Annotated in this window: 11 protein-coding genes and 5 tRNA genes; 9 read left to right on the forward strand and 7 right to left on the reverse strand. The window is 56.8% G+C overall.

The annotated features are described in order from the left end of the window. Positions 1-6 precede the first annotated feature (6 nt). From ACB035_RS16660 to ACB035_RS16690, 7 genes are all read left to right on the forward strand, one after another. A complete protein-coding gene (locus ACB035_RS16660; RefSeq protein ID WP_005345813.1) occupies positions 7-213 on the forward strand; it encodes a YaeP family protein in 207 nt (68 codons plus the stop codon). Positions 214-361: 148 nt separating this feature from the next. After that, on the forward strand, positions 362-1,741 hold the full coding sequence (locus ACB035_RS16665) for an MATE family efflux transporter (protein WP_371167745.1): 1,380 nt from the start codon (positions 362-364) through the stop codon (positions 1,739-1,741). A 159-nt stretch (positions 1,742-1,900) separates the two neighbouring features. Beyond that, positions 1,901-1,977 (forward strand) — tRNA-Val (locus ACB035_RS16670). Positions 1,978-1,990: 13 nt separating this feature from the next. Next, a tRNA-Val gene (locus ACB035_RS16675) sits at positions 1,991-2,067 on the forward strand. 18 nt (positions 2,068-2,085) lie between these two features. Continuing rightward, a tRNA-Val gene (locus ACB035_RS16680) sits at positions 2,086-2,162 on the forward strand. Positions 2,163-2,196: 34 nt separating this feature from the next. Beyond that, positions 2,197-2,273 (forward strand) — tRNA-Val (locus ACB035_RS16685). A 38-nt stretch (positions 2,274-2,311) separates the two neighbouring features. Beyond that, positions 2,312-2,388 (forward strand) — tRNA-Val (locus ACB035_RS16690). A 163-nt stretch (positions 2,389-2,551) separates the two neighbouring features. On the opposite strand, the gene ACB035_RS16695 is transcribed toward ACB035_RS16690, so the two are convergent. The 7 genes from ACB035_RS16695 to fadR form a co-directional block, all read right to left on the reverse strand. Next, positions 2,552-4,387: a sigma 54-interacting transcriptional regulator gene (locus ACB035_RS16695; protein ID WP_371167746.1), complete on the reverse strand. Its 1,836-nt coding sequence runs from the start codon at positions 4,385-4,387 to the stop codon at positions 2,552-2,554. A 226-nt stretch (positions 4,388-4,613) separates the two neighbouring features. Beyond that, positions 4,614-5,054: a hypothetical protein gene (locus ACB035_RS16700; RefSeq protein WP_371167747.1), complete on the reverse strand. Its 441-nt coding sequence runs from the start codon at positions 5,052-5,054 to the stop codon at positions 4,614-4,616. A gap of 259 nt (positions 5,055-5,313) precedes the next feature. Then, entirely contained in the window at positions 5,314-5,778 is a 465-nt protein-coding gene (locus tag ACB035_RS16705; RefSeq protein WP_371167748.1) for a hypothetical protein, read from the reverse strand. Between the two features lie 266 nt (positions 5,779-6,044). Further along, entirely contained in the window at positions 6,045-6,929 is an 885-nt protein-coding gene (locus ACB035_RS16710) for an AEC family transporter (RefSeq protein ID WP_201946795.1), read from the reverse strand. Positions 6,930-6,941: 12 nt separating this feature from the next. Beyond that, positions 6,942-7,499, reverse strand: a complete 558-nt coding sequence (locus ACB035_RS16715; RefSeq protein WP_005336887.1) for a YaeQ family protein — start codon at positions 7,497-7,499, stop codon at positions 6,942-6,944. A gap of 188 nt (positions 7,500-7,687) precedes the next feature. Next, on the reverse strand, positions 7,688-7,828 hold the full coding sequence (locus tag ACB035_RS16720; RefSeq protein WP_005345965.1) for a TIGR02808 family protein: 141 nt from the start codon (positions 7,826-7,828) through the stop codon (positions 7,688-7,690). 265 nt (positions 7,829-8,093) lie between these two features. Then, entirely contained in the window at positions 8,094-8,807 is a 714-nt protein-coding gene (gene fadR, locus ACB035_RS16725; protein WP_026034983.1) for a fatty acid metabolism transcriptional regulator FadR, read from the reverse strand. Between the two features lie 333 nt (positions 8,808-9,140). Here fadR and nhaB point away from each other — a divergent pair, with 333 nt between their 5' ends. Both nhaB and dsbB read left to right on the forward strand, forming a co-directional pair. Continuing rightward, complete coding sequence (gene nhaB, locus ACB035_RS16730) at positions 9,141-10,721, forward strand: sodium/proton antiporter NhaB (protein WP_371167749.1); 1,581 nt, start codon at positions 9,141-9,143, stop codon at positions 10,719-10,721. A gap of 98 nt (positions 10,722-10,819) precedes the next feature. Continuing rightward, entirely contained in the window at positions 10,820-11,341 is a 522-nt protein-coding gene (gene dsbB, locus ACB035_RS16735; RefSeq protein WP_139429851.1) for a disulfide bond formation protein DsbB, read from the forward strand. Positions 11,342-11,493: the final 152 nt, after the last annotated feature.

Raw genomic sequence — 11,493 nt, forward strand, 5'->3', positions numbered from 1 at the left:
AAAGAAATGCAGGTATATCAATGTTGTGAAGCGATCCGTATCGCCTATAACCAGATTGGCTCCGGCGAGCAGGGCTATGTGCCAAACGCCATTGCCGCCACCATCCGAGCCCTCAACGCGGTCGCCGCCGATGAGCGGGTACCCGCCGAACTGCGCGAACAGGCTGCCTATGCCGCTGCCAACCTGCTGATCAGCGATCACGAAGACGCTTGATCCTGCCCCCGGGGCGGCAACTATTTCGTCCTGGCTGAATTTCAGGCTAGAATGCCTCCCCCACCCTTTGCACTTTCGTCCGAAAGTGCAAAGGCTCTTCCCGATTTCCGCTCTTTTTTACTCTTATCTGATCCACTCGGAGGTGTCAGTGCAACGTTATTGGTCCGAGGCGAAGCAGCTCGTCCGTTTAGCCAGCCCCATACTGGTCGCCCAGGTCGCCCAGGTCGCCATGAACTTCGTCGATACCGTGATGGCGGGTCAGGTGAGTGCGGTCGATCTGGCCGCCGTGTCGGTGGCGTCCAGCTTCTGGCTACCGGTGATCCTGCTGGTGCAAGGGATCATCATGGCGCTCACCCCCATCGTCTCCCAGCTCAATGGTGCCCGTAAACGCGAAGCCATTCGCCCGGCCGTTCATCAGGGCTTCTGGCTGGCACTGATCGTCACCCCGCTGGCGATGATTACGCTTTATTACAGCCCGCTGGCGTTACAGTTCATGGATGTGGAGCCGGTGATGGCCGCCAAGACTACTGGTTATCTGCACGCCATCCTGTGGGGTCTGCCCGCCTTCGTGATGTTCCAGGTGCTGCGCAACTTCAGTGAGGGGCTCTCCCACACTATGCCCACCATGGTGATCGGCTTTGTCGGGCTGGCGGTCAATATTCCCGCCAACTACATCTTCATTCACGGCCACTTCGGCATGCCGAAACTGGGCGGGGTGGGTTGTGGCGTGGCCACGGCAATCGTGCTGTGGGCCATGCTGCTGGCGATGATCCTCTATGTGAAGCTCTCCCGTCACTTCACCGAGATCCGCCTCTTCTCCCAGCTGGCTCGCCCCAACGGCAGCCGGATCTGGCGCTTGTTCCGCTTAGGGTTCCCCATCGCCATGGCGATCTTCTGCGAGGTGACCCTGTTTACCGTGGTGGCACTGATGCTGGCCCCCTTCGGTGCCGAGACGGTGGCGAGTCACCAGATTGCGCTCAACTTCTCCAGCCTGGTCTTTATGCTGCCCCTCTCCATCGGGGTGGGTGTCACCATCCGGGTTGGCCACAGCATCGGTGAAGGGCAACCCCATCACGCCCGGGTGGCGGCTCGCACCGGCTTGATGCTGGGGATGGCCATCGCTGCTGCCACTGCCGCCATGACGGTGCTGCTGCGCGAGCAGATCGCCTCCATCTATACCGATGATCAGCAGGTGATCGTCCTGGCGGCCATCTTGCTGTTCTTCGCCGCCATCTATCAGATCTCCGACTCGGTGCAGGTGGTCGCCGCCGCCGCACTACGCGGTTACAAGGATACCCAGGCGATCTTCTACGTCACCATCGTCGCCTACTGGGGGCTGGGGCTGCCCACCGGCATGATCCTGGGTCTGACCGACTGGCTGGTACCGCGGATGGGGCCGCAGGGTTTCTGGATCGGCTTTATCGTCGGCCTCACCAGTGCGGCCCTGATGCTGGGGGCGAGATTGCGCTACATCTACGGCCGTTTTGCCACTCCGGAGGCCTGTACTACCCTGTCACGGGCCCAGTAACAAGGCTTGGCAAGCGACAACTCGCCTGCAAAATCAACAGGCTGCGCAAGAACTGGGCAAACAGTCTCCTTTGTGCATATGGCCTGTTGACAGCCTTGGGGGGCATGGGTAGTATGCCGACCACGTCAGCAGCGCTGGCGTAGTGAAGTGATAGAAAGTGGGTTTATAGCTCAGTTGGTTAGAGCACTACCTTGACATGGTAGGGGTCGTTGGTTCGAATCCAATTAAACCCACCACTTTTTCTGTGATGCGTCCTTAGCTCAGCTGGTTAGAGCACCACCTTGACATGGTGGGGGTCGGTGGTTCGAATCCACTAGGACGCACCATTACAGAACACTGATTATGCGTCCTTAGCTCAGCTGGTTAGAGCATCACCTTGACATGGTGGGGGTCGGTGGTTCGAATCCACTAGGACGCACCATTCAGTTTCAAAACTTTGCAGATATTCCAGATGTGGGTTTATAGCTCAGTTGGTTAGAGCACTACCTTGACATGGTAGGGGTCGTTGGTTCGAATCCAATTAAACCCACCACTTCTGCATAAAGAAATAAAAGCCGCATTGCGCACCCTGCGTCCTTAGCTCAGCTGGTTAGAGCATCACCTTGACATGGTGGGGGTCGGTGGTTCGAATCCACTAGGACGCACCAGATTAAAAAAGCCCGCTCGTCGAGCGGGCTTTTTGCATTCTGTCCGCCCCCCCTTCCCCGCCAATCCGTTCAGCACTGTTCGGCAATGGCGCAAAGCCTTGTTCCCATAAAAAACCCGTGCCATCCGATAAACGACACGGGCCGGATAGATGCCGCCAGCGCCTCAGCTCTGCACGGCAATCTCGTACTTCTTTATCTTGCGATAGAGGGTGGCAATCCCAATCCCCAGCGCCTGTGCGGCCAGTTTTTTGTTGCCGAGCCGCTGCAGGGTCTCTTCTATCATCTGTTTTTCCATGCTCTCAAGGCCGCTCTCACCCGGAACGGGTTCAGGCAGCTTCTCCGGCGTGGCGGCGAGCGGCGCTGTGGCAGGCACATTGAACGACGCATCCAGATTGGTCACCGGGATCGACTGGGCGGTGACGCGTTGGGGCTCCTGATTGCGGATGATGTTGGGGGGCAGCAGACTGGCGTCAATCACTTCGCCCGCCTGGCTGACGTTGACCAGATATTCGATGAGGTTGCTGAGCTCGCGCACGTTGCCCGGCCAGCGATACCCCTTGAGCAACGCCATCACCTCGGGTGCCAGACCGGGATAGACGATGCCAATGCGGCTGGTGTGCAGGTTGAGAAAGTAGTGGGTCAGCAGCTCCACGTCCCCTTCCCGCTCCCGCAGTGGCGGCAGGTTGAGGGGGATGACGTTGAGGCGGTAGTAGAGATCTTCACGAAACTTCCCCTCGGCGATGTATTGATCGAGATGCTGGTGAGTGGCGGCGATGATGCGAATATCCACCGGCACCGGTCGGCTGGCCCCGATGGGGGTCACCTCCCGCAGCTCCAGCACCCGCAGCAGCTTGGCCTGCATGGTGAGCGGCATGTCGCCAATCTCGTCAAGGAACAGGGTGCCCTGATGGGCTGCCTGGATCAGGCCCTGCTTGCCACCGCTGGAAGCACCGGTAAAGGAGCCCTTCACATAGCCAAACAGCTCGCTCTCCAGCAGTTGTTCGGGAATGGCGGCACAGTTGATGGCAATAAAAGGCTTGTCCTGACGGGGACTCAGGCGATGGACAGCGCGGGCCACCACCTCTTTACCGGTGCCGCTCTCGCCGCAAATCAGCACGCTGGAGGGACTCTGGGCGATGCGATGCAGCAGTCGTTTGAGGGTGCGCATCGGCTTGCTCTCGCCGATCAGCTGATCGATCCGCACATCCGGATCCGGCTCCTGAACCAGACCGGAGTGGGACTGATGAAACGCCATCAGAAAAAGCTGCTGCCCCTGCACATGGTGCAGCTGGCCGATGATCAGCTCCTGACGTCCTTCAAAGGTGATGATGTGCTGAAGATGACCGCTCAGCCCCTGTTGGGAGAAGGTGAGCGGGCGGATCCCCACTTCGCGCCCCTGCAGTTGTGCCTGCTGGCAACCCAGATGATGGAGCGCCGCCTCGTTGGCGTAGAGCAGTTGGCTCTTCTCATCGAGCAGCAGGCAGCCCTGATCCATGTTGGTCATCAGATTGAGGAACACCTTGTTGACCCCGTCCGACAACCCGCGCGAATCGAGCAACTTGGCCACAAAGATGGTAGAGATGTGGCGCACATAGTCACACACATCTTGCAGATTGTTGTTGAGGCGCGCCTGCTGCTCGTCGCTGAAGGCTACCAGACTGATCACCCCGATACAGCGCTCGTCCACCATGATGGGCACCCCGAGGAAGGCGCGCTCACGACAGCTCTCCTTGCAGGTACAGCCGTCACACACGGGATCATCGCTGGTGTGGGTAACGATCTTCTCCCGCTGGTTATCAATCACATAGCGCAGCAGGCGGGAGTCGCCCTCCAGCTGACGTCCGAAGAACTTGCCATAGGGCCCGGTGCCAGCCACCCGAACCATATCGGCATCCACAATCTCGACCTCAAGCTGCAGCACACTCGCCAGCATCTTGGCAAAGCGCAAGATGGTCGGCTGGATCTGCATCAACAGACACTGGTTGCTCACGGATCTCATCCATCATTCCTTTTTGTTCTTGTTATCCTCCCCCTAAAGGGAGTCATGCTGGCCAGATACTAAGGGATATCAGGGGGAACTACTTCGGGGGGGATCACGAAAAGGGAAATGGCGTGTCGCTACAGCTCGCACTATGTGCAGGCTGGTCTGGGGGAAGAGAATTGGGTGTTATAAACGGCAAAAGGCTGCCTGGCATTCGGCAACCTGTTGCCGCCAATAGCAATTTTTAACTGGGTGAGCCTGAGTCTGGATTGGATTGGCGCTCTTCGTCTCCACGTGCCTGACGCCGCTCGATTGCTTCCTTGATGAGCTCCTCCTTCTGCTTGTCGAGATCCGCCAATAACTGCTGCTTCTTTTCATCTGACAGCTCGCTGTTATGCTCAACCTCTTTTTTCTGCTGCTCCAGCTCATCAAGCTTTTCCCGGCTCAGCCCGATACGCTGCGCCACCAGATTATCCCAAGCAATCTGGGTCAGGCTTCGCTCCTGCTCCTTGCGAGCCAACACAGGACGTTCATAGGTCGCATTAAATGCATCCCGACTTGCATTCAAGGTCACCTTGTCGTCAGCAAGCTGGATACTTTTCTGCTGCGTTTCGGCATATTCACTCGTCCGGGCCACCCCCAGCGCTGGCTGCACTAATTGATATCGGGCTGCACCAATGATCATTATTCGCTCTCCACTCTCGTCTAAACGGCGAACAAAGCAATATTTGCGCCATGAATAAATTTACGAAAGAGCATAAAAACGGAAAATCACTCGCCTCCTCTGCGACTTCCGAGGCACAGATAAAATTCAATAAAAACATAAAGATGAAAACACATGCATCGAGATGAATCACTTGGGCCAGCCAAGCCTGCTGATCCGCAAAGTCCATCGACAGATCATGCTGAATGTGGGGAAAACAACCTCTGAAAAGACATTTGGTTCACGCGCCGCGTACCTGTTTCAAGACTTGGCACTCATGGTCGAAATCCGCTTTATCTTGTGGCTGAATGTAACTTTGCCAGCGGGCAAACAGCTCGGCCGTCGGATAACGATGCAGACGAATACCGGTGCGATAGAGTTTGGGAAAGAGTGGGTCTGGCTGGGATCTCACGACCAGACCGCGCAGCTTCTCGCCAGAGGGAATGGCAATCACCAGCTCATCCCCCTCTTTCAACCGTATGGCCCCCAGGATGCCGATGCCGCCGATGGCTATGTCGCGCACCACTACGTAGGGCACCGGGTTGAGCAACTCCAGAAACCAGTTGCGACGGCGACATTCTGCCTTGTAACCACCGCCACTGAGGATAAAACGGCGGTGTCTGCGCCAGTCATAACCGGTAGGCAATACCGGGTCATAGCGCGATTTTGCCTGCCCCACAGGCTCAGATTGCTCACTTGTGCTCATCCGGTTTCCCTTACTGGCATTGGTTAAACAGTGTCAGTCAGCTCTTTTTCATACTATAGCTGTCGCCGTTAGGCCCGGGGCTCAGGGGCCGGATACGGGGACGACAGATATATCGCGGAGGCAATGATGGACAGAGATGGCATGGAAAAGCTTGCTGATCCTGATAGGCTAACTTTCCCCTGCAAGGATGAGATGCGAACGACTGTGACTCGGTTCGATCAAGTAATTGACCAATGAGTCGCACCGCCGCAGCGATGCAATCTGACTTAGCCAGGCAGATGAAGTGCCAGCCAGACCGCCAGCGGGATCACCAGCACAGATAGGGCATTGCCGCCGAGCACGATACTGGCCACCTTGTCCGGCTGGCAGTGATACTGCTCGCAGAGCATGTAATTCAAGACCGCAGGGGGCAAGGAAACCGACAACATCAACAGCGGGATCCACTCCGTCTTGAGGGGCAACAGCCAGATCGCCAGCAGCAGCGACAATCCCCCCGCCAGCAGATAGAGCAGGTTGCACTTGAGCGCGAGGCCAAGGTGATCGAGCTCTCCCTCCATCAGGCGAATACCCAGCGCAAAGAGCATCAGGGGCACCGAGATCTGGCCGAGCAGCGAGGCCGTGGTCACCACATATTCCGGCAACGTGATATGCAGGTTGGCCACCAGCAAACCTGCCAGCGCGGCCCACAGTACCGGGCTGCGCAGCCACAGCCAGCGGGAGGTATTGGCCGAGAGGATAAACATGCCGACCGAAAAGTGCAGCAGATTGGAGAGCACAAAGAGGATCACGATGGCCCCCAGTTGCTGCTCGCCAAATGCCAGCACCATCAAGGGGATACCAAGATTGCCGGTATTTCGGAACATGGCGGGCAAGATCAGCGCTGCCCGCTCAATTCCTTTGAGTTTGAGCAGCGCGAGCAGCAGACCGGGTAACAGAATAACCAGCGCCCCCGCAGCAATCAGCGGCAGATGCTCCGCCAGCACCAGCGGATACTTGACCAGCGCGGAGAAGACCAGCGCCGGGGTAAACAGCTCGATATTGGCCCGATTGACGTAACCGAGCGCGGCCCCCGGTCGCAATCGCCCGTAGAGGGCGCCGAGCCCGACCACACCGAACACCGGAATGACGATATTGAGCAAGGCGCTGAACATGGGCGGCGTCCGTTACAGTTCGCGGGCCGGTTTGCCCATCAGCACCACCGGATCCAGCGTCACTTCCAGTGCGCCATTGCTTACCCAGAGCTGACCATCGGAGATAGTGCAGGTGAGCTGCATGGTGCGCTCGACCATGGCGGTGAGCGGCAGAGTCTGGCTGTCGGAGAGTTCGATGATGCTGAGGTTGTCATGCTGGCTCAGCTTGCCCTGGTTCTGCTTCCACCAGACGCTGGTGCCACGACCGCCGTAGAGGTAGAGCACCACCTGACGGGCGCGGTTGCAGGCTTTTTTGAGCCGTTTTTCATCGGGTTGGCCCAGCTCGATCCAGAGCTCTATTTCGTCCGAGTAGTTCTTGCACCAGAGCTCGGGTTCATCATCGGCGCTCAATCCCTTGGTGAATTCCAGTCGCTCGGCAGCGTGCCAGGCAAAGGCCGCCAGCCGGATCATCATCCGCTCATCGGTTTCGGAGGGGTGGCGCGCCAGCGTGAGGGAGAAGTCCTGATACAGATTGCGATCCATATCAGACAAACTGATCTGGGCCTTGAATACGGTTGCCTTGAGAGCCATAGAAAACCTTGAACACCTGATAAGAGAAGGGTGAGTGGGAAATACGGGCGCCAGTGTAATCAAAATCGGCGGCAGGTTCGACCATCCTGACCAAAGATTTCCCCTTCCCTGCCGGGATAAGTGCTTTAAAAGACACAAAAAACAAATGCCAGTCCGAAGACTGGCATTTGGCGGCATGGAGAAGCGACTCACTTCTCGGCGGACTGTACCCCGAACGCGTTCAGCAGCATGCAACAGGTCACTGCCACCGCCACGAATCCGCTCAGAAAGATAAAGGGCATGGCCCCGTATCCCAGTACTGTCCAGATGGTGTGTTCAAGAAGACTCATTGTTGTGTCCTTCATCCGGTGAAAGGTGTGTTCCTTCTGGCGGATATTGGCTCCGCTCTTGATGCCTCCATTTGACCTCAATCAGCGGTTGGGTCCTATGCCACCAAAGTGATAAATGCAGGGTTCATTTGCGCTGGATCAAGCTTTTTGGCCAAATATCCATGCAGTTCAAGCAATTACCACCGCCAATCAAGGATAGACACAAACACGGCAGAATAAAAAAACGCGCCGAATGGCGCGTTTCTTGGACAGCACAGGCAAGGGATCAGTTGTCGCACAGATCGCTTGGCATGTCCTGACGCAGACGGGTCCACAGCTTGCCGGACTCGATACCGTACTGACGCACCGTCATGAACACGGCTTCGTGGTTCTTGGTCTCGGCCAGATTGAGCAGGGTCTTGTAGTAGGCGTCTGCGGTCTCGCGGGCCTGCTTGTCGGAGAAGTAGTAGCTGCCAACCCGGCTGTACAACCCTTTGAAACCGTTCAGGATCAGGGCGTAGATCGGATTGCCGGAAGCAAATGCCAGCTGGTGGTGCAGGCGATAATCGAACTCGGCATAAGCCTGTGCGTTGTTCTCGACCCCATCGGCGCCACGCAGGATCTCGGCGGCCTGTTCCGGATTGTGACGGATCGCCCCGCGGATAAAGATGGTGCAGATATGGGTACGGGCGGAGAGCAGCTGAGCTATCAGATCAGGTACCTTGTCCTGATCCAGACGAGCCAACGTCTCCAGAATATTGAGGCCGGAGGTTTCCCAGAAATTGTTCACCTTGGTCGGCTTGCCATGCTGTATGGTCAACCAGCCATCACGGGCCAGTCGCTGCAGCACTTCGCGCAAGGTCGTCCGCGTCACCCCGATCAACTCGGATAACTCACGCTCGGCGGGCAGAATAGATCCGGGAGGAAAGCGATTGTTCCAGATGGACTCGATGATGTATTCCTCGGCAAACCCAGCTGGGCTCTGCGCTTTTATAACCATGAATTGACTCTGTTGTAATGCGTAAAAAGGCTGACGAATGATATCAAAGCGATGATGGCTGGCAAGCATAAGGTCAGTCCTCTGCTCACATATGGCAAATATAGTGTTGGGAATATGTATCTAATCGCCGCAGGGGAGCCGGCCAACCCCGACAAGGTGGTTATAAAACAGACAGATGGGCAGAGATCCATCGGCTATCATTTATAATCGTCACGCTTTTTGATTAAAATCACGAGGAATCAGACAGATAAAGGCCAACATCCGGAGGCACAGGTCGAATCATCCTTGACTGCATAGAAGCAGATCCTAACAACAAAGTTGAGACCCATTATCATGCCAATAAGCCTAGGGCAGGCATTTGCCAAGAACTTCTTGGGCAATGCACCACAGTGGTACAAAAACGCCATCTTGCTATTTCTGGTGATCAATCCGATCGCCTTCCACCTTGATCCTTTCATTGCGGGCTGGTTACTGGTCGTTGAATTTATCTTCACCCTGGCCATGGCCCTCAAGTGCTACCCCCTGCAACCGGGCGGTCTGCTCGCGATCGAAGCCGTGTTGATCGGCATGACCTCCGCCGATCAGGTCAAGCACGAGCTGGTCGCCAATATCGAAGTGCTGCTGCTGCTGGTGTTCATGGTGGCAGGCATCTATTTCATGAAGCAGTTGCTGCTCTATGTCTTCACCAAGCTGCTGATCGGCGTACGCTCCAAGATCCTGCTCTCCCTCTCTTTCTGTCTGGTCTCCGCCTTCCTGTCAGCTTTTCTCGATGCTCTGACGGTCATTGCCGTGGTGATCAGCGTTGCCACCGGTTTCTATGCCATCTATCACAAGGTCTCTTCCGGCAAAGGATTTGGACATGCACATGACCACACCCATGATCAGGAAGTAAAGGAAGACCACTATCAGGCTCTCGAGCAGTTCCGCGCCTTCCTGCGCAGCCTGATGATGCATGCCGCCATCGGTACCGCGCTGGGTGGTGTCTGCACCCTGGTGGGCGAGCCGCAAAACCTCATCATCGGCGAGCAGGCTGGCTGGCACTTTGGCGAGTTTGCCATTCGTATGTCCCCCGTCTCGCTCCCCGTCTTTATCTGCGGTTTGCTTACCTGTGTACTGGTCGAGAAGATGGGATGGTTCGGTTATGGTGCCAAATTGCCGGAGTCGGTGCGCGCCATCATGGAGGAGTACAACCTGCATGAGAATGCCAAACGCACCCAGCAGGACAAGGCCAAGCTGATGGTACAGGCTCTGATCGCCATCTGGTTGATCGTCGGCCTGGCTCTGCATCTTGCAGCGGTAGGATTGATTGGCCTCTCGGTCATCGTGCTGGCAACCTCGTTCACCGGTATTACCGAAGAGCATGCTCTGGGCAAGGCCTTTGAAGAGGCGCTGCCCTTTACCGCCCTGCTGGCTGTGTTTTTCAGCGTGGTCGCCGTCATCATCGATCAGCAGTTGTTCAAGCCGGTGATCCAGTGGGTTCTTTCGGCGGAACAAGAGCAACAATTGGCGCTTTTCTATGTAGCCAACGGTCTACTCTCCATGGTCAGTGACAACGTCTTTGTCGGCACCGTCTACATCAATGAGGTGAAGACGGCTCTGCTCAATGGTGCCATCGACCGCGCCCAGTTCGATCTGCTGGCGGTAGCCATCAACACAGGTACCAACCTGCCATCGGTCGCCACCCCCAATGGTCAGGCCGCCTTCCTGTTTATGCTCACCTCGGCATTGGCGCCGCTGCTGCGCCTCTCCTATGGCCGCATGGTCTGGATGGCGCTACCCTACACATTGGTGCTGGGGCTGGTCGGCTTTTTCTCTGTCGAATTACTGCTTGGCCCTGCCACCGAATGGTTCTATCAGCACGGATGGCTGGTGATGGAGAGTGCGCAGCCAGCGGTACAGCCAGCGCTGCATTAATCCATTGAGATGGTTTCCGAGGGCCCTTTCTGGGCCCTTTTCTTTTCGGTTCCGCTCTGCTCTAATTCAGCCACTGTTTTTTCTGAGAGATCAATTAGATGATCGAGTTTCTCCGCCGTATCGCCGCCCATCGGCTGGCCTGGGGTCTGTTGGCAGCATCAGCCCTGTTCCTCGAGTTGTGCGCCCTCTTCTTCCAGCATGTGCTGGGCCTCTCCCCGTGCGTGATGTGTGTTTACGAACGGTTGGCGACCCTGGGTGTGCTGGCCGCCGGCCTGCTCGGCATGGTGGCGCCGGATAAGTGGTATGTTCGCTGGAGTGCCATGTTGCTGTGGGGCTACAGTGCCTTCCGCGGCTTCCAGCTGGCCCTCAAGCATGTGGACTATCAGGTTAACCCCTCCCCGTTCAACGTCTGCAGCCCGTTTGCCGACTTCCCGAGCTGGGCTCCGCTCGATCAGTGGCTCCCCTGGCTCTTTATGCCGGAAGGGGATTGTGCCCAGATCACCTGGCAGTTCCTCGGTTACTCCATGCCCCAGTGGCTGGTCGTCATCTTCGCCGCTTACCTGCTGGTCTTCACCGTGGTGGCCATCGGCAATCTGGTGAAAGGGCGCTGCTGCAACTGAGTGTCATGGCCGTGTGGAGATAAAAAGGGGGAGCCATGATGGCTAATGCCAGTCAGTTAAGCCTGACTGGCATTGTTTTTATTGGCTTTTTGCACTGCATACTTTTGTGGTCTTGGCTTCACACTGCGGGGATAACTCCGCTCCCTTCGCTC

It is taken from the genome of Aeromonas sp. S12(2024), assembly GCF_041402305.1.
In the GTDB taxonomy this organism is placed as follows: domain Bacteria; phylum Pseudomonadota; class Gammaproteobacteria; order Enterobacterales; family Aeromonadaceae; genus Aeromonas; species Aeromonas veronii.

What these genes read in the sequence shown, in the direction of transcription:
- ACB035_RS16660 (WP_005345813.1), top strand. Translation starts at nt 7, where the DNA reads ATGCAGGTATATCAATGTTGTGAAGCGATCCGTATCGCCTATAACCAG.
- ACB035_RS16695 (WP_371167746.1), bottom strand. Translation starts at nt 4,387, where the DNA reads ATGAGATCCGTGAGCAACCAGTGTCTGTTGATGCAGATCCAGCCGACC.
- ACB035_RS16700 (WP_371167747.1), bottom strand. Translation starts at nt 5,054, where the DNA reads ATGATCATTGGTGCAGCCCGATATCAATTAGTGCAGCCAGCGCTGGGG.
- ACB035_RS16705 (WP_371167748.1), bottom strand. Translation starts at nt 5,778, where the DNA reads ATGAGCACAAGTGAGCAATCTGAGCCTGTGGGGCAGGCAAAATCGCGC.
- ACB035_RS16710 (WP_201946795.1), bottom strand. Translation starts at nt 6,929, where the DNA reads ATGTTCAGCGCCTTGCTCAATATCGTCATTCCGGTGTTCGGTGTGGTC.
- ACB035_RS16715 (WP_005336887.1), bottom strand. Translation starts at nt 7,499, where the DNA reads ATGGCTCTCAAGGCAACCGTATTCAAGGCCCAGATCAGTTTGTCTGAT.
- ACB035_RS16720 (WP_005345965.1), bottom strand. Translation starts at nt 7,828, where the DNA reads ATGAGTCTTCTTGAACACACCATCTGGACAGTACTGGGATACGGGGCC.
- fadR (WP_026034983.1), bottom strand. Translation starts at nt 8,807, where the DNA reads ATGGTTATAAAAGCGCAGAGCCCAGCTGGGTTTGCCGAGGAATACATC.
- nhaB (WP_371167749.1), top strand. Translation starts at nt 9,141, where the DNA reads ATGCCAATAAGCCTAGGGCAGGCATTTGCCAAGAACTTCTTGGGCAAT.
- dsbB (WP_139429851.1), top strand. Translation starts at nt 10,820, where the DNA reads ATGATCGAGTTTCTCCGCCGTATCGCCGCCCATCGGCTGGCCTGGGGT.